Here is an 18,274-nt window from a genome sequence, read left to right on the forward strand (position 1 = left end):
CTCTAATATGTAAGGCCTAGTTGCGCAATAGTTTAGGCTACCGCCGTTGAGACTGGTTCAGAACCCGATCGCGAACCTAGCGGCTACCGGGGAGGCTTCTTGGCCGGTGGAACCGGGAGCGGGGCCTCGGGGGCTTTCGGCGCCGGTTCCGGCACGTCGGCGGTCCGCTCCGCGGCGGCCTCCGACATCGACCGCCGGAGGGTCCGCATCTCCCCTTCGAGCGCCTTCATCTCGCTCTCGATCGCGTCCCGAGCCGAATCAGATGCCGCGGTCCGGAGCCCGGTGGCCAAGCTTTGAATGCTGTCGCCGATGGCCTTGAACCGCTCCGCCTCCAACTCCGCGGCCCGATGTTGGACGTCCCGCCCTTGGAGCCGCCGGGCGACATCCCGCGGGAGGACCAGCGGGATCATCGCGGCCCGGGCCCATTCGCCGTCTTGCATGGTATTGACGATCAGGGAGCCGAACGGCGTCATCAGGCTATCGGCCGTTACGCAGCGGAACGAGCTCTTGTCGGACAACCGAGACGGGTCATCGACCGTGACCGTACAGTCGCGAAGCTGGTGAAGCTGGCTGGAGTCGGTCATCCGGACCGTGGCATCGACCGATTCGACCGTCTCCGGGTTCGAGCGATGGAGGACGACCCGGCGGAAGGTCCCGGCCTTGATCCCGTCGATGTTGAACGGGAGGAACGGAAGCGGGATGGTGATGGCGAGATCGGAACTGGTTTCCACCGCCTGGATCACTTGGTGCTTGGTAGCCCGGACGATCCCGACAATCCCGTATCCGACGCCAAAGATGACCCCGGCCTTCAGGGCGATTTTTCCCCAATACCATTTCATGTCCATGCGGCACCTCCTGGTGAGCGGCGATTCAATGTTACAGTCTGTAACGTAGCCCCAGTGACCTGGGTTTCAAACTATCCGCGGGGGTGAAACTGGAGGTGGACGGAGCGGAGGTACTCTCGGTCGACATGGGTGTAGATCTGGGTCGTCGACAGGTCGGCGTGCCCCAACATTTCCTGGACCGCCCGAAGGTCGGCCCCGCCCTCGAGCAGGTGGGTTGCGAAGCTGTGCCGGAGGGTATGGGGGGTGACCCGTTTCTTGATCCCGGCCCGCGTGGCGGTGCGCTTTACTATTCCCCATGCCCCCACCCGGCTGAGCGGCTGGCCCCGGAAGTTGAGCAAGAGTCGTCCCCGGGTCTGGCCGCGATCGAGATTGGGCCGAATCGAGTTGAGGTAGAGGGCTACGACCGAGATGGCCTTCCGGCCGATGGGCACGAGTCTTTGTTTGTCTCCCTTGCCGATGACCCGGACTAAATGGTCGCCGAGAAAAAGGTCCTCGAGCCGGAGGTCGCAGAGTTCGGAAACCCGGAGCCCGGCACCATACCCGAGTTCAAGCAGGGTCCGGTCGCGCCAGGCGAGCGGATCGTCGATCGGCGGGGCGATCAAGAGGGCGTCGATTTCCGGGACCGACAACACGCTCGGGAGTTTCCGGCCTTTGCGCGGGGTCTCGAGCCGGTCGCTCGGATCTTCGGTGGTGGCCCCTTCCCCGATCAGAAAGCCGAAGTAGGTGTGGAGGCTCGAGACGTGCCGCCGGATCGTCGCGGGGCTGGCCCCGGTGTCCTTGAGGGCAAAGACGAACTCGCGAAGGTGGGTTCGGGTGACCGCCGGCGGCCGTTCGATGCCCCGCCCCGCCAAAAATCCGACCATATGCCGAAGGTCGCGAAGGTAGTTGTCGACCGTGTGGCGGCTGGCACCGGCCTCCAGCGCGAGGTAGTCCCGGAACCCCTCGAGGGCGAACCGCCGAGACTGCTCGTCGGTCACACCACCGGGGTGCGTCGTCGCCACCAGAGAAACCCGGCTACGAGAAGGACCACGAGGATGCCGGAGGCGGCGCCTAACGTGGAGTAGATCGAGTTGAGCACCCGAATCACGACTTCCCACTGGTCGCCGAGGCGGGCGCCGATCCAGGTCAAGGTGCCGAACCAGACCGCCGAGGCCAGAGCGGTGGGAATCAGAAATCGGGCTGGTCCGATCCGGTTGAGCCCCGCAAACGGGGCCACCACCGACCGGAACCCAGGGAGCAACCGGGTCAGGAACAACCCGGCGGCGCCACAGCGCCCGTATTGCTGGAGCAGGAAGGCCATGGCGGCAGGGGGCACGATCAGCCGCCCGGCTCGCGACGCGGTGAACCGATCAGAATACCGGGCGGCGCCGGCGTAGACGGCCACGGCGCCGACCAGACTCCCGACCCAGGCGGTCAGGAAGATAGCGAGCGGCCGGTAGGTGCCATCGTGCGAGAGGAAAGCGGCAATCGTAACGAAGACATCCGACGGCGATGGCGGGAAGATGTTCTCGATGGCGCAGGAGACGGCGATCAATCCATACACGACGGCGGGCGGCCACTGCGCCAGCGAATGGAACAGCGATTCGCTCACGAACTCTCCACCGTGGCCACCGCCATGACGGCAACGCCCTCGCCCCGGCCGATGAATCCCATGCCCTCGTTGGTTTTTGCCTTGAGGCTGACCCGCCCCGCCGGCAGACCCAGGACACTCCGGATCGCGTCGGCCATGGCGGACTTGTGAGGGCCGAGCTTGGGGTGCTCGAGGATGATGGTGACGTCGACCTGTACCGGGCGGAACCCCTCCGCGGCCAAGCGGGCCCGGGCGAGGTCGAGGAGCCGCATGGAATCGGCATCCCGCCACGCGGGATCGGTATCAGGAAACAGGGTGCCGATGTCGCCGAGGGCGGCGGCCCCGAGCAACGCGTCGATGATGGCGTGAGCCACCGCGTCGGCGTCCGAATGCCCAGCGAGCCCTTCGGGATGGGGAATCCGCTGGCCGGCAAGGATCAACGGCCGGCCCTCGACAAACCGATGGGAGTCGTATCCGATGCCGATCCGAAGCACGGTCAGCCGACCGCCGCGAACTCGTCGATGAAGGAGTAGTCCTGCCGCCGCCGGCGGACCTGATATCCGGCGTCGCTGATGGCCCGCTCCATTTCTCGAAGGGTGGCGCTGTGGGTCGTCCCGGCCGCCGAAACGACGTTTTCCTCCATCATCAGGCTGCCGAAATCATTGGCCCCGAACCGCAGGGCCACCTGCCCCACCTTGAGCCCCATCGTGACCCACGACGACTGGAGATTCGGCACATTAGCCAAAATGATCCGGCTGATGGCCAGCGTCCGAAGGTAGGTGACGGCGTCGGTCTTCGGCTGGTCGGCCATGTCGGTGCCGTCGGGCTGGAGCGGCCAACAGATGAAGGCGGTGAAGCCGCCGGTCCGGGTTTGGACGTCACGGACCCGGAACAGGTGCTCGATCCGGTCGGCGTTGGATTCGCCCAGGCCGTACATCATGGTAACTGACGTCTTCATGCCCTGCCGGTGGGCCTCCTCCTGAACGCCCAACCACTCGTCGGTCTGGGCCTTCTTCTTGGCGACCCGTTCGCGGACGGCATCGACGAGAATTTCGCCGCCGCCGCCCGGGATGCTGTCGAGTCCGGCGTCCTTCAGTTGCCGAACGACCTCTGCCACCGACAACCCGAACCGCTCGCTGAAGAACACGATCTCGGACGGCGAGAAGCCGTGGATGTGAATCGGATGATTGGCTTTGATGTACCGCATCAGTTCGAGATACCAGTCGAACGGAATGTAGGGATTGTGGCCGCCCTGCAAGAGGATTTGCACGCCGCCAATTGCCTTACACTCGTCGATCTTCTCGCCGATCTTCTCGAACGGCAACACGTAGCCCTCGGCGTGCTTTGGCCGGCGGTAGAACGCGCAAAACTTGCAATCGGCGACGCAGACGTTGGTGTAGTTGATGTTGCGGTCGACGATGTAGGTGACCACTTCCTCGGGATGATGCCGATAGCGCTCGGCGTCGGCCAACCGGCCCAGTTCGAGTAGCGGGGCTTTCTCATAGAGCTCGAGATACTGCTCGAATTCGCTGTCGGTACGATCGACGATCATGGGCAATTCCTTGACGCTTAGGCGGCCGTGATGAACGAGAGCGAGCCGTCCGGGACCAACCCATCTTGGGCCAACCGCCGGAAGAAGTCCGTGAGACCGGCAAGGTGCCGGTAGGACAGGGCGTAGTCGAGATCGCCGAAGTAGGCCCGCACGACGGACCGTGAAATACCGGTGGCCAACGCCGCGGCGTCCGCTAGTTCGTCGAGATGATCGAGGCCCCAGGCCCGCGATTCCAGGAGCGCTTGATGCACGATCTGGGCGGTCCGGTGGTCCGTGTCCCGCCGGGCGGCCCACACCGCGAAGACGAACGGCAGCCCGGTCCATTCTTTCCAGGCCAGCCCCAAGTCGGTCATGTACGGGTAGGCCGATTGGGAGGCCAGCACCAGACAGGCATCGCCGATGACGAGTACCGCTTCATGCGGGAAGCCCGCGAGGGCGGTCAGGTCGGATGACTCGGCCCGGACCGTGGCGAATTTCGGGGCGACCCGCCATCGATGGCGGCACAACAACTCGAGCAACAGGATGGACGTCCGGGATGAGGCCGTGCGGAGCACCGTGGCCCCGTCGAGCTCATGCACCGGCCGCTTGCTGAACAGCGCCACGCTCTGGACCGGGCCGTCGCAGCTGATTGCGAGATCGGGGAGCAGGTGGTACGCCGCGGCGTTCCGGGCGTATTCGACCGCCGATACGACACTCAGGCCGAGTTCGCCGGCCGCCAGCAAGTCGTTCAGTTCGGCCGCCGTTCCGCTAATCAACTCCGACCGGGGCGCGACGATGCCGCGGTCCATCGCGCCATAGATTGGAAAGCAATTGATCCAGGGGATTCGGCCCAATCTCAGCACTCGGCGCTCGGCGCTCGGCACTCGGCTACGCGGCCTCGGCGAAGTCGGTCCGGACCGGTTGATAGAGTGCGTCGCGTTCGACCGGTCGTTTGCCGACGCCTTGAATCATGTCGACTAAGGCGCGGTACGGCATCAGCATCTGGGTTTGGGCGCCGGCCTCGTGGTAGACGCGCTCGAAGACCACGGTGCCCTCGAGATCGTCACATCCGAACTGAAGGACGACCTGGGACATGAACGGTGTCACCATCGGCCAGTGGGTCTTGATGTGGTCGATGTTGTCGAAGTAGAGCCGCCCGACGGCGATGTTCTTGAGATCTTCATAGCCGGTCGTGGCGGACCCCGCCCGGCCCATTTCGGTGCCGAGTTCATTGTTGTCGGGGTGGTAGGCCAGCGGGATGTAGGTCAGGAAACCGCCGGTCTCGCCCTGGAGATCCCGGAGCATCGTCAGGTGCTCGATCCGATCGGCGGCGGTCTCGACGTGGCCATAGAGCATGGTGCAATTGGTCCGAATGCCGAGCCCGTGGGCCGTCCGGTGTACCGTGATCCACTCGTCGCCAGTGAGCTTTCGCTCGGCGATGGTGGCCCGGACCGCGGTGCTGAATACTTCGGCGCCACCACCCGGCATGGTGTCGAGGCCGGCTTCCCGGAGCCGGATCAGGACGTCCGCCACGGTCGTCTTTTCGATCCGGGCCAAGTGGGCAATCTCGACCGCCGTGAGCGCCTTGATGTGCACGTGCGGATGGCGCTCCTTGAGGCCGCGGAACATATCGGCGTAGTAACTCAGGGGCAGCTTGGGATGGAGTCCGCCAACGATATGGAACTCGCGGGTCACGCCCCCGCTGGCCGCCTCGGCTTCGTGGTAGACCTCTTCGAGGCTCCGGGTGTAGCTCCCTTCCTCTTTCGGCATCCGGGCGAAGGAACAAAACACGCAGGTGTTCCGGAGGATACAGACGTTGGTCGGGTTGAGGTGCTGATTGGCCGAGAAGAACACCCGATCGCCGTTCTTCTGGTAGTTGGCCCACTCGGCCAGCGCCCCCAAACTCAAGATGTCATGGGTCTGGTACAGGGCGATCCCATCGGCGGGATCAAGCCGGCGGCCGGCGAACACCTTGTCAGCGATGGGCCGCAGCGCTGGGTCTTTAAAGCGGGCCGGATCGGGCGCGGCAAACATGCTATCTCCGTTGAGGAAATACACTTACGTGAGGCGAACAGTAATCTAGTCGTTCTTGCGGCAGAGAGGGAGCGCTGGACCTTGGTTCGGGGAATCAGGGATGGAATCGCCGGACCGCCAACGTCACGTTGTGACCGCCGAAGCCGAAGGAATTGGAAATGGCGACATCGACCTCGCGGTCGATCAGGACGTTCGGGGCCGAAAACAGGTCGCAGTTTGGGTCGGGGGTGACCTGGTTGATCGTCGGCGGGACTTTGCCGGTGGTTGCCACCTTCAGCGAGACGGCAAACTCGAGCGCCCCGGCCGCGCCCAACAGGTGGCCGGTCATCGATTTGGTCGACCCGAACACCAGTTTGGAGGCATGGTCGCCAAAGACGGTCTTGACGGCCGTGGTCTCGGCGACGTCGCCCAACGGCGTGGAGGTGCCGTGGGCATTGACGTACCCAACCATGGAGGGGTCAATCCCGCCATCGGCCAGACAGTCTCGCATGGCCCGCTGGGCCCCTTCGCCGTCGGGGGCGGGGGCGGTCATGTGATGCGCATCGCCGCTCATGCCGTACCCGACGACCTCACCAAGGATCGTGGCGCCGCGCGACATGGCGTGCTCGAGGCTTTCCAGGACGACCGAGGCACTGCCGTCGCCGAGAACGAAGCCGTCGCGGCCTTGGTCGAAGGGCCGGCTGGCCAATTCGGGCGCCTCGTTCCTGGTGGAGAGCGCCTTCATGTTCTGGAATCCGGCAATGGCCAACCCGGTGATTGCCGCTTCGGCGCCGCCGGCGACGATGCACACGGCCTTGCCGTGTTTAATCAGGTCGTAGGCTTCGCCGATGGCATGCGCCGACGAGGCGCAGGCCGACACCGTGCAGAAGTTTGGCCCTTTGAGGCCGTAGCGGATCGACACCATGCCGGCGGCGATGTCGGGAATGAACATTGGGACGAAGAAGGGGGAGACCCGATCCGGCCCTTTCTCGATATACGCCCGGCACTGCTCTTCGAACGTCATCATCCCGCCGATCCCGCTCCCGATGATGACGCCGGTTCGCAGCGGGTCGGGGAACTTGCCCTCCAGCCCGGCCTGGGTAATGGCCTGATGGGCGGTTCCGAGGGCCAACTGGAGGAACAAATCGTACCGGCGGGCTTCTTTCCGATCGATGTAGACGAGCGGATCAAACCCTTTGACTTCGCAGGCAAACCGGACCTGGAGCCGGCTCGGATCGAACTTGGTGATCGGCCCGGCCCCGGATTTTCCGGCCAGCAAATTGGTCCAGGTGTCGTCCATCGTCAGACCGACTGGGGTCAATGCCCCCAGCCCGGTCACCACGACGCGTGCTGGCTTCACTTACTTGCTCCCCATCTTCTCCTGGAGATACGTCAACGCCTCGCCGACGGTCTTGAGCTTTTCAGCCTCCTCGTCCGGGATGTCGATGTCGAATTCTTTCTCGAACGCCATGACCAGCTCGACCGTGTCGAGCGAATCGGCCCCAAGATCTTCCATGAAGCTCGCCCCGTCGGTGAGCTTCTCCCGTTCGACGCCGAGTTCTTCGGCAATGATGTCTTTCACCTTCTCGACCATGTCGCTCATGTCATCCCCTACGTTAAATGACCATGCCTCCGTCCACGACGAGCACCTGACCGGTGACGTAGCGGGCAAGATCGGAAGCGAGGAAGAGCACCGCACCGGCAATGTCGGAGGGTTGCCCCAGCCGGCCGAGCGCGATTTGAGATAATAACGCGTCCCTGGCCTCTTGAGGCAAGGCGGCGGTCATGTCGGTCTCGATGAAGCCGGGGGCGACACAATTGGCCGTGACCCCCCGGCTAGCGTATTCCTTGGCGACGGACTTCGTGAAGCCGATCAACCCGGCCTTGCTGGCCGCGTAGTTGGCTTGGCCCTTGTTGCCCGTGATGCCGACGATGCTGGTGATGTTGATGATCCGGCCGGCCCGGCGTTTCATCATCCCGCGGATCACGGTTTTGGTGGTGTAGAAGGCGCCCTTGAGGTTGGCGTCCAGCACCTGGTTCCAATCGTCGTCGGCCAGTCGGATCAGCAGGTTGTCCCGGGTGAGCCCGGCGTTGTTCACCAGGATCGAGATCGGTCCGAGGGCCTTTTCCGCCGCGGCGATCGCGGCCTCGACCGCCGCGCGGTCGGCCACGTCGCAGGCCACCCCGACCGTCCGGGGCCCCAATTCCGAGGCCACGGCGGCGGCTTGGTCCGGATTTCGGCCTACTACCGCGACGGAGGCGCCTGCTTGGTGAAGCGCGGCCGCAATGCCCCGCCCGATTCCACGGGTGCTGCCGGTGACAAAAGCCACCTGGCCGGTGAGGTCGATTGCGACGGTCATCGGAGGAACGCCTCGACCTCGTCGGCCGTCCCCAAACCGACATACTCGGCGTCATCGACGATCCGCTTGACCAATCCGCCGAGGACCTTGCCGGGACCGATCTCAACGAATCGAACCACCGGGGCCAGAGCCGCGAGCGCGCGAACGCACTCGATCCACCGCACGGGGGCGGTGAGTTGCTCCTCGAGCCGGCGTTTGGCCAGCGCGGCTGTAGTGACTGCGGCGGCGCTGGCATTGGCCATGATGGGGAAGGCAGGGTCGGCAAACGGCACGGCCGCCAGCGCGGCGGCCAGGCCCGGAACCGCCGGGGCCATCAACGGCGAGTGGAAGGCGCCACTGACCTTGAGCGGGAGGACCCGCTTTGCCCCGGCCGCTTTGCAGGCGGTGCCGGCCCGGTCGACCGCGCCCGGATCGCCGGAGATGACGGTTTGGTCCGGGGCGTTGAGATTGGCCGCGACGGCCACGTCGCCCGGCGTTGACACCGCGGAACACTGCGCCACGACCTCGTCGCTGGCCATTCCCAAGACGGCCGCCATCGCGCCGGGCCGCTGGCTTCCGGCTTCTTGCATGAGTTCGCCGCGGCGCCGGACCAGCCGGGCGGCATCGAGGGCGGACAGGGCCCCCGCGGCCACGTAGGCCGAGTATTCGCCGAGGCTGTGGCCGGCGGCGCCGCTGACGGGCCCGAGCCGGCCGGCCACCAGGGTCAATACGGCCGCGGAATGGGCGAGAATGGCGGGCTGGGTGTTGCTGGTTTGTTGGAGCGCATCCTCGGGGCCTTCGGTCATGATCCGACTGAGCGGAAAGCCTAACGCTTGATCGATGGACTCGAGGGTTTGGCGGGCGGCCGGAAACCGGTCGGCCAAATCCTTGGCCATCCCGACTTTCTGGGCGCCCTGCCCGGGGAATAGCAGGACGGTTACCATCGAACCACCACGGCTCCCCAGGTGAAACCGGCGCCGAAGCTGACCAGCAGCACCACCATCCCAGGCTTGAGGCGGCCACTCTGCTCGGCCTCGACCAAGGCCAGCGGAATCGTCCCGGCGGAGGTATTCCCGTACCGATCGATGTTGATGACGACCTTCTCGATCGGGACCCCCACCTCGCCGGCGGTCGAGTTGATGATCCGGAGATTGGCCTGGTGGGGGACGAGGAGGTCGATATCCTGGGGCCGGAGCCCGGCCTTGCCGAGCGCTTGGTGGCAGGCCTGCGCCATCCGGCGGACCGCCACTTTGAAGACTTCCCGGCCCGCCATCTTGACGAAGAGCCGCCGGTCCCGAATGATGGCCTCGGTCGGCGGCTCGGTTGAACCTCCGGCGGGGATGTACAGCAGATCGGCCAGGGTGCCGTCGGCACCTAACGAAGTGGAGAGGATGCCCCGGTTGTCGACGGAGGGAACCAGAACCGCGGCCCCCGCGCCGTCGCCGAACAGCACGGCGGTGTTGCGGTCCTGCCAATCGACGATTGACGACAACCGGTCGCCGCCCATGGCGAGGACCCGTTGGCTCGCCCCACTGGCAATCAATCCTTCGGCCACGGTCAACGAGTAGAGCCACCCCGGACACGCTGCGACGACATCAAACGCGGCCGCGGTCCCGCCGCCCAGCTTGGCTTGGACATCGCAGGCGGCCGACGGCAGGCGCCGGTCGGGCGTACAGGTGCCGCAGATGATGGTGTCGATGGCGGCCATCTCGAGGCCCGCCGCGGCGAGGGCCTCCCGGGAGGCCGACACGAAGAGGTCGGACAGGGCCTCGTTCGGCTGCAGCACCCGGCGCTCGCGAATTCCGGTCCGCTCGACGATCCAGTCGTTGGAGGTGTCGAGGGTCTTCTCGAGGTCGGCATTGGTGATGACCGTCGACGGGGCCGCCGCCCCAATGCCGGCAATCCTGGCGATGGGTTTTCGCATCTACGCTGGTTCTGCCGACGGGGCGTGGGACGCGAACTCGGTGCCGATATGCTGCGACAGTTCGCTCTCGACCGCCTGAACCGCAACCCGGATGGCGTTCTTGATGGCGTCGGCGTTCGAACTGCCATGACAGATAATAGGATTGCCCTTGACCCCGAGGAGCGGTGATCCGCCGTATTGGGAGTAGTCGAGCATCCGGAACGCTTTCCGGGTCGAGGGCTGCTCCCAGATGCCTTCCCGGGTGGCCAACAGGCGGACCAGGCCCAGAACCGATTCGTAGAACTTAAGGACGACATTGCCGACGAAGCCATCACACACCACGACATCGACGCGGCCGATCCGGTGATGCTCGCCCAGGATGTCCCGGCCCTCGATGTTGCCGGCGTAGTTGATGCCCGGGGCCTGCTTCAGCAACAAGTGGGCTTCCTTGACGATGGCATTGCCCTTGCCCTCTTCCTCACCGACGTTGAGCAGCCCGATGGTCGGGCTGGGACGGCGCTGAATGTCCCGCATGTAGATCGTGCCGAGGTAGGCAAAGCCGAGCAGTTCCCGGGGCGAACAGTCGAGGTTGGCTCCGGCGTCCAACATCAAGACGGGTCCGTCGGCGGTGGGCAGGAGGGCTCCGACGGTGGCCCGTTCGACCCCCGGATGGAGGCCAAGGAGCATGGTCGAGGCCGCGAGCATGGCCCCGGTGTTGCCGGCGGAGACGAAGACGTCGGCCTGGCCACTGGCCTCGAGCCCCAGGCCGACGACGATGCTGCTTTTTTGCTTGCGGCGGACGGCTTCGAGCGGCCGCTCGCCCGGGCCAATGACTTCGGGCGCCTCGACGACGGAGATTCGGCTGGCGTCGAAGCCCGAGTGTTTCGCGATCTCGGCCTCAACCAGCGCGGTTTGGCCGACGAATTGAATGGTAAAACCGGGTGGGAGTTCCTTCAGCGCCAAAATTGCGCCCTCGACCTCGGTCGTGGGCGCCCAATCGCCTCCCATCGCGTCGAGCGCGACGCGAACCACTTGCCTCAGTCCTCGACCTCGAGACGCTTCTTGCCGGCGTAGTACCCGCACGATTCGCAAATCCGATGCGGGAGCCGGGGCGAGCTACACCGGGGGCAGTTCTGCAGCTTCATGCCGGCGGCCGAATGATGACTCCGGCGCATCCGCTTCCTCGATTTCGAGGTTTTTCTCTTGGGTACGGCCATAAACTCCTCGGGATTACTTGGGTTCGTTGCAGGTGCACGGACCCTGGTTCAAATCTTCGCCACACTTGGGGCACAAGCCCGCGCAGTCCTCGCGGCAGAGCGGGTACTTCGAAAACGCCAACGCCAACTCTTCGCGGACCGCCGCCGTCACGTCGACATGGGCGACCGGCTCGGTGAGCGGATACACGCTGGGGTCGTCCTGGAGATCGGGGTCGGCGGAAAAGACCGCAGCCACGGCCGACTCGACCGGCACCTCGAGGTCCTTCAGGCAACGACGGCAATTGGTCTGGGCCCGTCCGGCAAAGCGCCCGTGCCACACATAGTCGCCCCGACCGGTGATCTCGAGAGTGCCCGCGATAGCAAGCGGCCCGGCCAATGAAACACCCAGCCCTTCGAACAGGGCGTCGGCGGCCGGGACCGTTCCGCTGGTCTCGACCGGTCCCCGATGGATCTCTCGAATATCAACCCGGAGCATAACCCGTAAAGCTAGCCGCGAGATAGGTTTAGGACAAGGAGTTCAGCCCCAGAGATTGGCCCGCTCCGCCTCGGTAAAGAAGAACCCGATTTCGCGCGCCGCATTCTCGTCGCTGTCCGAGCCGTGGACCGCGTTCCTCCCCTTGGATTCAGCGAAGAGCTTCCGGATGGTGCCGGGGGCCGCTTCGGCGGGGTCAGTGGCGCCAATGGCCGTCCGGAAGGCCTTGACGGCGTCGTCATGCTCGAGCGCCATCGGAAAACACGGCCCGCTGGTCATGAAGTCGACCAGCTCCTGGTAGAACGGTCGGCCCCGGTGCACGTCGTAGAACGCCTCCGCCTCGACTCGGGAGAGCCGCGCCAGCTTCCCGGCCCGGACCTTCCAACCGGCCCGTTCGAGATGGGCGATGATATTGCCGGTGTTGGCTTTGGCAACCGCGTCGGGCTTAACAATTCCTAGGGTCAATCGGCCAGCCATGGAATCCTCTTATTTCAGGCGCTGTTGGATCAGTTGAACGACGTCGGCGGGACGCTCCATCACGCTGACGCCGGCGGCTTTGAACGCCGCGATCTTTTCGGCGGCCGTTCCGGACGACCCCGAGACGATCGCGCCGGCGTGGCCCATCCGGCGTCCCGGCGGCGCGGTCTGTCCGGCAATGAATCCGACCACCGGCTTGGTCACCTGCTGGGCAATGAATTCCGCGGCCTTCTGCTCGTCCGTTCCGCCGATTTCGCCCATCATGACAATGGCGTCGGTGTCAGGGTCGGCCTGGAACGCGGCGAGCACGTCGATGAAGTTGGTGCCGATGACCGGATCGCCGCCGATTCCAACGCAGGTGCTCTGGCCAATCCCGTGCTTGGTGAGCTGGTTGACGACCTCGTAGGTCAGGGTACCGCTTCGGGACACCAGACCGACGCGGCCCGGCAAGCAGATGTTGCCGGGGATGATCCCGACCTTGGCCACCCCGGGGGTAATGAGCCCCGGGCAGTTCGGCCCGAGCAGCCGGGCGCCCTTGTCCCGAACGAACGGCATGACCTTCGTCATGTCGAGAACCGGAATGCCCTCGGTAATGCAGACGATGAAGGCGATCCCGGCGTCAGCGGCCTCCGCAATGGCCGCAGCGGCGAAGGGCGGCGGCACATAGATGACCGAGGTGTTTGCTCCGGTGGTTTGGACGGCCTCGGCGACGGTATCGAATACGGGGACCTTGGCTTCAAATTGCTGGCCGCCCTTCCCCGGCGTGACCCCGGCGACCACGTTGGTGCCATACGCCAGCATTTGCTTCGAGTGGAACGACCCGTCCCGTCCGGTAATGCCTTGGACCACCAAGCGGGTCGAGGCGTTGACGAAAATGCTCATTTGGCCCCCTTGGCGAGCGCGACCGCCTGCTTGACGGCCTCATCCATGTCGTTCAGTGCTTTCATGCCGACCCCTTCGAGAATCTTGATCGCTTCCTTCTCGTTGGTGCCGGTCAGGCGAATGACGATCGGGACCTCGACCTTGAACTGCCGGGTGGCCGTTACGATACCGTTGGCCACGTCGTCGGTCCGGGTAATGCCGCCGAAGATATTGAACAGGATGACTTTCACGGCCGGATCGGCGGTGATGATCTTGAGCGCGTCGACCACTTTCTCCGGGTTGGAGCTCCCGCCGATGTCCAAGAAGTTGGCCGGTTCGCCGCCGTAGTACTTGACCAGGTCCATAGTGGCCATTGCCAGGCCCGCTCCGTTCACGACGCAGCCGACATTGCCGTCGAGCTTGATGAACGTGAGGTTGGCCTTTCGGGCGGCAACTTCGCTCGGAGCCTCGGCGGTTTCGTCGCGCAGGGCGGCGAGATCCCGGCGCCGATCGAGTTCATTGTCGTCGATCGAGATTTTGGCGTCGAGGGCCAGGACTTTGCCGTCCGGGGTCGTCGCGAGCGGGTTGATCTCGGCCAGGGAGGCTCCGTTGGCCATAAAGGCCGCGTAGAGTTGCTCCATGATCTTCGCGGCCGCCCGCACTTGGTCGAAGTTCTGGTACAACTTGAGGGCCAGACCTAACGCCTGGTGCGGAAGGAGTCCGTACCGGGGATCGACCGCCAGGCGGTGAATCTGCTCGGGCGTCTTGGCGGCCACTTCCTCGATGTCGACCCCTCCAGCCGGGCTCACCATAAACAGCGGCCGTTGCGACTCGCGGTCCATGATCAACCCGACGTAGCATTCGGTGACGATGTCGGCCGCGGGAACCACCAAGACCTTTTCAACCACCAGGCCCTTGATGGTCATGCCGAGAATGCGAGTGGCGTGTTCCTTCGTTTCGTCGGGGGTCTGGGCCAATTTGACCCCGCCGGCCTTCCCGCGGCCCCCGGAATGCACTTGCGCTTTGACGACGACCGTGCCGCCGAGCCGGCGCGCAATTGCAGTGGCCTCGTCGGGGGTGGAGGCCACCCCGCCATCGAACATCGGGACTCCGTGAACCTTGAGTAGTTCGCGGGCTTGGTACTCGTGGAGGTTCACATTCCCCCCGGGGAATGAAGCGTTAGTGGGGAGCGAGCAAGTTCTGGGCGGAAAAGGTAGCCGGTGGCTTAAGCCTAAACAATGCCTTGACTTACGGCTTAGGGTCGCGGGCCGGGACGCCGGCTGGCCGAAGCAAGGCTCGAAGATACCCGAAGGCCAGGCCGAAGTCCTGAAGGTCGCCCCGTTTGAGCGCGGCCTCCGCCCGGTCGAGCCACTCCCGGGCCCGCTCCAGGCGCGGTCCGGCGGCCGACCCGACCGCCGCCGGCGCGGCGACTCCGCGAAGGTTCTGCCACGCCTCGTCGTAGGTCCTCCCCGCTCCGAGCCGGTTGCCGACGGCCAGATTGACGAGGATGAGGGCGCCCTGTCCCGGAATGCCGAGGGCGTAATTGGGTTGGTACGCCACCAAGGTGTCGCCGAGGGTCGAGAACCGGATTACGCCGGGGAGGTAGTCGGCTCCGGCAGCCCGGACCGAATCCCGGATTTGTTGAAAGAAAGGAAACCGGTCCCAGCGCTGCTGGAGCTCCCGCGGCGCGGGAACCGACGAGAGCGTGTCCTCCACGGTTACCCAGCCAAGGCCCCGGGGCCCCGCCGGCGCGACCAAGAGGGTCGTGACCCGGGTGCCGTCGTCGCCTCCGAACGGGATGCGATAGGGATCGATGGCGAGCCCGCTTCGGGACGATTCACTGACCGGGCTGCTCTGGCGCCCCATGGAGGCCACCGAGCGCCCGAGCCAGCCGGGTCCTTGAAGGACCTGAGCTTGGATATCAAGCAACTCGGGCGGGAGGCCCCGTTGCGCCCCAATCGCGGGCATCAGCGCCGAGGCCGGCTCAATCAGCGGGGCCGCGAGCCGGGCCCACGCCGTGGCCAGGGAATCGGCGTCCGGCCGGAGATACACGCGGACCTCCCCGCCCCTGGCTCGGACCACCCCAACGAAACCGGCCCGGACCGACCCGACGTCCCGGCCCCGCCAGGCTACCGTCCGGCTCGACGGAAAGCGATCAACGGTCAGGTAGCCATCGGACACCCAGTAGACATCGCGGTCGACGACCGTGGGGCGCGGCCGGCCCCAATCGGCGAAGGGCGCAATACCCTGGAGCCGGCTGACCGGGTCGAGGCGCCACGCCAAGCGCTGGCTCGGTCCGGCCCGGAGCACCGGTCCATGTTGCAGCGCCCACGCCAAGGCGATCCGGCGAGGCGTGCTGTACAGGGCGACGCCGGCTGCCGCCGGGTCGAGATCGAACTCCGGCGCCCCGGGCGCCGCGTGGTGACGCGACAGGGTGACGTATGGGACGATTCCCGGCGCAAACGCATCATCACCCCATCGGAGCGAGGTCAGCCCGCCGTTCGGTCCCGGTAGGTGGTCGGCCACCGCAACCAAGGACGGGTCGCCGAGGGGCCGGCTCCGAAGTACAAACCAGATCCGGGTTGGGGCGGCGCCGACCTCGACCATCCCCGGGACGACATCGAGCACCCGGTTGCTGTCGCCGGTGGCGAGCCGGCCGAGGGCTTCCGCGTCCCAGATCGACGGACCGAGGGTATCCGGAATTCGAGCGCTCCCCTCAACGAGGGGGATGGAGTAGGCCACTGAATCGACGCCCCGAAGTTGGGAAAGTTCGGCAAGGCCGATCGGGGTTTCCGTGACGCGCGACTGGACCAAGATGTTGCCGCCAAGGACCGCGAGGCCCAGACCGACCCACCCAGTCAGCGCGATGACGAACCGGAACTTGAGGGTCCAGAGCAGCGTCAAGACCGCCGCGGTCGCGGCGAAGAGCACGGTCAATTCGGCGATGGTGGTCCGGAGCAGAAACTCGGACGGTGCGATGGAGGCGCTCCGGGTGGCGGCCAACCGGTACGGCTCCAAGGCGAAGTGCCACCCGATCAACCCGGCGGTGGCGATGAGCAGGACGCCAAGCTGGAGCCGTGACTGCGGCGCGAGCCAAAGGCGGCGATCGGCGATCCGCATCGTGCCGCCGAGGGTGTTGATGAAGACGATCATGACGAGCGACGGGATCACCGTCGTCGCCGCCCGGTCGTAGAGGAGTTCCCAGAGCGGGAGTAACGCGGCAAAGACCCCGAGGTCCACTTGGAGCAGAAGGTCCGGGACGCCGAACCGGACGCCCTCGGAGGCGAGGAGGGCCGGCAGCAGCCAGGTGCCGGTGCCGCCACCGACTCCGACGCCGGCGATGATTCCCACTCCCGCGGCCACGGCATAAACCGACCGTTCCGAGAAGCGGCTGAGGGGCTTGGGGACCTCGCCGGTCTGGAGCAGGATCGACCGAGTTACCCAGACGAAGTGGCCGACGAACCACGAGATGGCCACCACCAGGCCCAGGAGCTCGAGGGCGCCGGTGGTGATCGCGAACCGAGTCCCGACCAATGCGGCCGACTCGGAGACGCGGGCCTCCCAGAGGCGCTCGGTGGCGAACTCGGCCGTCCACCGGCCGAGCACCAAGGTGGAGACGACGGTGGCCACGGCGACCACGAGACGCCGTCGCCCGCGCGGCATGACCATCAGGCCTCGATACCTTGGTCGGCCAGCCAGGCGCGCATTTCGGCATGGTACCGGTTCAATGCCTCCTGGCTGGTTGCCTCAAACCGCATCACCAGCACGGGCTGGGTGTTGGAGGACCGAAGCAAGGCCCAGCCGTCGGGATAGGCGATCCGCACCCCGTCGATCGGGTTGACCGGGTAGAGCGAGCGGAAATGGGCGGATGCCTTTTCAACGATCCCGAACTTGACGTCGTCGGGACAGTCGACCCGGAGCTCGGGGGTTGCGAAGGTGCGCGGGAGATCGGCGATCAGGCGCTTCAGGCCGAACGGTTCCGAAGCGACGATCTCGAGGAGCCGGGCGGCCGCAAACAGGGCGTCGTCGTAGCCGAGGTAGTCGCCGCCGAAGAAGATATGTCCGCTCATCTCGCCGGCCAGCGGGGCCTGGAGCTCCTTCATGCGGGCTTTGATCAAGGAGTGACCGGTCTTCCACATTTCGGGCTTGGCTCCGGCGGCGGCGAGCGCCTTTGGCAAGACTTCCGAACACTTGACGTCGAAGATGACTGAGATTCCCGGTCCGAACCGGCGCACCGCATCGCGGCCGAGGATGACCAGCAACTGGTCGCCGAAGAGAATGTTGCCGTCCTCATCCACGGCGCCGATGCGGTCGCCATCGCCGTCGAAGGCCACGCCGAGTTCCGCCCCGGTCCGGCGGACGTCGTGAATCAAATCCGCGAGGTTGTCGGGAACGGTCGGATCGGGGTGGTGATTCGGGAAGGTGCCGTCGGACTCACAGAACAGAGGCACCACCTCGCACCCCAGGGCCGTCAGGGTCCGAACGGCGATCAGGCTGGCAACCCCATTGCCGCAGTCCACCACGACCTTGACCGGCCGGGCGAGCCGGTGGCGGGAGAGGATGGCCTGCTGGTATCCGTCGAGGATCGAGCTGTCGGTGCGCTGGCTTCCCGATCCGGTCCGCCAGGTTTCCGCCACCATGACGTCGTAGAGGTGGAGAATCTCGTCGCCGTGGACCGAGTCGCCGTTGAGGACCATCTTGAACCCGTTGAACTCAGGCGGGTTGTGGGACCCGGTGACCTGGAGGCCGCCGTCGGTTTTCAGGTGGTGCACGGCGAAATAGAGCGCGGGCGACGGGACCATGCCGACATCGACCGCGGTGCCGCCCGCGTCGGTGATTCCCTGCCGGACGCCCGTGGCGAGGGCGTCGCCGGAGGGCCGGTTGTCCCGCCCAACGGCCAGCACCGGGGCCCGCCCCATCCGTTCCCACGCCGCGGTCGCGAAGGCTCGTCCTAACGCTCGCGCGAGCTCCGGGGTCAGTTCCGTGCCGACGATGCCGCGGACGTCGTATTGGCGGAAGATTGTCCTGGGCAGGTTCATGGTCGTG

The 18,274-nt window shown here is 65.7% G+C and carries 20 protein-coding genes; all 20 read right to left on the reverse strand.

All coding sequences use genetic code 11. From position 1 onward, the window contains the following. Window positions 1-83: 83 nt before the first annotated feature. Window positions 84-845 carry a hypothetical protein gene (locus tag EXR94_05180; GenBank protein ID MSR02119.1) on the reverse strand — a complete coding sequence of 254 codons (762 nt, stop codon included), beginning with the start codon at window positions 843-845 and terminating at the stop codon, window positions 84-86. A 71-nt stretch (window positions 846-916) separates the two neighbouring features. After that, on the reverse strand, window positions 917-1,849 hold the full coding sequence (xerD, locus tag EXR94_05185) for a site-specific tyrosine recombinase XerD (GenBank protein ID MSR02120.1): 933 nt from the start codon (window positions 1,847-1,849) through the stop codon (window positions 917-919). Continuing rightward, a complete protein-coding gene (locus EXR94_05190; GenBank protein MSR02121.1) occupies window positions 1,819-2,706 on the reverse strand; it encodes a DedA family protein in 888 nt (295 codons plus the stop codon). Before EXR94_05190 ends, xerD begins: the two co-directional genes overlap by 31 nt. Continuing rightward, window positions 2,433-2,915, reverse strand: coding sequence for a 2-C-methyl-D-erythritol 2,4-cyclodiphosphate synthase (locus EXR94_05195; GenBank protein MSR02122.1), 483 nt, complete (start codon window positions 2,913-2,915; stop codon window positions 2,433-2,435). Before EXR94_05195 ends, EXR94_05190 begins: the two co-directional genes overlap by 274 nt. Further along, window positions 2,912-3,967 carry a dehypoxanthine futalosine cyclase gene (mqnC, locus tag EXR94_05200; GenBank protein MSR02123.1) on the reverse strand — a complete coding sequence of 352 codons (1,056 nt, stop codon included), beginning with the start codon at window positions 3,965-3,967 and terminating at the stop codon, window positions 2,912-2,914. Before mqnC ends, EXR94_05195 begins: the two co-directional genes overlap by 4 nt. Window positions 3,968-3,984: 17 nt before the next feature. Next, window positions 3,985-4,872, reverse strand: coding sequence for a hypothetical protein (locus EXR94_05205; GenBank protein ID MSR02124.1), 888 nt, complete (start codon window positions 4,870-4,872; stop codon window positions 3,985-3,987). Next, window positions 4,835-5,980, reverse strand: a complete 1,146-nt coding sequence (gene mqnE, locus EXR94_05210; protein ID MSR02125.1) for an aminofutalosine synthase MqnE — start codon at window positions 5,978-5,980, stop codon at window positions 4,835-4,837. Before mqnE ends, EXR94_05205 begins: the two co-directional genes overlap by 38 nt. Before the next feature lie 94 nt (window positions 5,981-6,074). Further along, on the reverse strand, window positions 6,075-7,319 hold the full coding sequence (fabF, locus tag EXR94_05215; protein MSR02126.1) for a beta-ketoacyl-[acyl-carrier-protein] synthase II: 1,245 nt from the start codon (window positions 7,317-7,319) through the stop codon (window positions 6,075-6,077). Continuing rightward, window positions 7,320-7,562 carry an acyl carrier protein gene (locus EXR94_05220; protein MSR02127.1) on the reverse strand — a complete coding sequence of 81 codons (243 nt, stop codon included), beginning with the start codon at window positions 7,560-7,562 and terminating at the stop codon, window positions 7,320-7,322. 13 nt (window positions 7,563-7,575) lie between these two features. Continuing rightward, window positions 7,576-8,319: a 3-oxoacyl-[acyl-carrier-protein] reductase gene (fabG, locus tag EXR94_05225; protein MSR02128.1), complete on the reverse strand. Its 744-nt coding sequence runs from the start codon at window positions 8,317-8,319 to the stop codon at window positions 7,576-7,578. After that, window positions 8,316-9,242, reverse strand: coding sequence for a [acyl-carrier-protein] S-malonyltransferase (gene fabD, locus EXR94_05230; protein MSR02129.1), 927 nt, complete (start codon window positions 9,240-9,242; stop codon window positions 8,316-8,318). The genes fabG and fabD overlap by 4 nt, the downstream gene beginning before the upstream one ends. Then, the gene (locus EXR94_05235; protein ID MSR02130.1) at window positions 9,236-10,222 is read right to left on the reverse strand and encodes a ketoacyl-ACP synthase III; all 987 of its coding nucleotides are present in this window, start codon (window positions 10,220-10,222) and stop codon (window positions 9,236-9,238) included. The genes fabD and EXR94_05235 overlap by 7 nt, the downstream gene beginning before the upstream one ends. Further along, on the reverse strand, window positions 10,223-11,209 hold the full coding sequence (gene plsX, locus EXR94_05240; protein ID MSR02131.1) for a phosphate acyltransferase PlsX: 987 nt from the start codon (window positions 11,207-11,209) through the stop codon (window positions 10,223-10,225). It abuts the gene before it with no gap. 29 nt (window positions 11,210-11,238) lie between these two features. Further along, the gene (locus EXR94_05245) at window positions 11,239-11,418 is read right to left on the reverse strand and encodes a 50S ribosomal protein L32 (protein MSR02132.1); all 180 of its coding nucleotides are present in this window, start codon (window positions 11,416-11,418) and stop codon (window positions 11,239-11,241) included. A 13-nt stretch (window positions 11,419-11,431) separates the two neighbouring features. Then, a complete protein-coding gene (locus EXR94_05250) occupies window positions 11,432-11,893 on the reverse strand; it encodes a DUF177 domain-containing protein (GenBank protein ID MSR02133.1) in 462 nt (153 codons plus the stop codon). Window positions 11,894-11,935: 42 nt separating this feature from the next. Continuing rightward, window positions 11,936-12,367 carry a nucleoside-diphosphate kinase gene (locus tag EXR94_05255; GenBank protein ID MSR02134.1) on the reverse strand — a complete coding sequence of 144 codons (432 nt, stop codon included), beginning with the start codon at window positions 12,365-12,367 and terminating at the stop codon, window positions 11,936-11,938. Window positions 12,368-12,376: 9 nt separating this feature from the next. Beyond that, complete coding sequence (sucD, locus tag EXR94_05260; protein MSR02135.1) at window positions 12,377-13,249, reverse strand: succinate--CoA ligase subunit alpha; 873 nt, start codon at window positions 13,247-13,249, stop codon at window positions 12,377-12,379. After that, window positions 13,246-14,385, reverse strand: coding sequence for an ADP-forming succinate--CoA ligase subunit beta (locus tag EXR94_05265; GenBank protein ID MSR02136.1), 1,140 nt, complete (start codon window positions 14,383-14,385; stop codon window positions 13,246-13,248). The genes sucD and EXR94_05265 overlap by 4 nt, the downstream gene beginning before the upstream one ends. A 91-nt stretch (window positions 14,386-14,476) precedes the next feature. Beyond that, window positions 14,477-16,897, reverse strand: a complete 2,421-nt coding sequence (locus tag EXR94_05270; protein ID MSR02137.1) for a hypothetical protein — start codon at window positions 16,895-16,897, stop codon at window positions 14,477-14,479. Further along, entirely contained in the window at window positions 16,897-18,267 is a 1,371-nt protein-coding gene (locus EXR94_05275) for a phosphomannomutase/phosphoglucomutase (GenBank protein MSR02138.1), read from the reverse strand. Before EXR94_05275 ends, EXR94_05270 begins: the two co-directional genes overlap by 1 nt. Window positions 18,268-18,274 lie beyond the last annotated feature (7 nt).

The organism is Gemmatimonadota bacterium, from assembly GCA_009692115.1.
Taxonomy (GTDB): domain Bacteria; phylum Gemmatimonadota; class Gemmatimonadetes; order Gemmatimonadales; family GWC2-71-9; genus SHZU01.

Coding starts and splice junctions, on each gene's coding strand:
- EXR94_05180 (MSR02119.1), bottom strand. CDS start 845: ATGGACATGAAATGGTATTGGGGAAAAATCGCCCTGAAGGCCGGGGTC.
- EXR94_05255 (MSR02134.1), bottom strand. CDS start 12,367: ATGGCTGGCCGATTGACCCTAGGAATTGTTAAGCCCGACGCGGTTGCC.
- plsX (MSR02131.1), bottom strand. CDS start 11,209: ATGGGAGGCGATTGGGCGCCCACGACCGAGGTCGAGGGCGCAATTTTG.
- mqnE (MSR02125.1), bottom strand. CDS start 5,980: ATGTTTGCCGCGCCCGATCCGGCCCGCTTTAAAGACCCAGCGCTGCGG.
- fabD (MSR02129.1), bottom strand. CDS start 9,242: ATGGTAACCGTCCTGCTATTCCCCGGGCAGGGCGCCCAGAAAGTCGGG.
- EXR94_05250 (MSR02133.1), bottom strand. CDS start 11,893: ATGCTCCGGGTTGATATTCGAGAGATCCATCGGGGACCGGTCGAGACC.
- EXR94_05275 (MSR02138.1), bottom strand. CDS start 18,267: ATGAACCTGCCCAGGACAATCTTCCGCCAATACGACGTCCGCGGCATC.
- EXR94_05270 (MSR02137.1), bottom strand. CDS start 16,897: ATGGTCATGCCGCGCGGGCGACGGCGTCTCGTGGTCGCCGTGGCCACC.
- EXR94_05220 (MSR02127.1), bottom strand. CDS start 7,562: ATGAGCGACATGGTCGAGAAGGTGAAAGACATCATTGCCGAAGAACTC.
- sucD (MSR02135.1), bottom strand. CDS start 13,249: ATGAGCATTTTCGTCAACGCCTCGACCCGCTTGGTGGTCCAAGGCATT.
- EXR94_05235 (MSR02130.1), bottom strand. CDS start 10,222: ATGCGAAAACCCATCGCCAGGATTGCCGGCATTGGGGCGGCGGCCCCG.
- mqnC (MSR02123.1), bottom strand. CDS start 3,967: ATGATCGTCGATCGTACCGACAGCGAATTCGAGCAGTATCTCGAGCTC.
- EXR94_05245 (MSR02132.1), bottom strand. CDS start 11,418: ATGGCCGTACCCAAGAGAAAAACCTCGAAATCGAGGAAGCGGATGCGC.
- fabG (MSR02128.1), bottom strand. CDS start 8,319: ATGACCGTCGCAATCGACCTCACCGGCCAGGTGGCTTTTGTCACCGGC.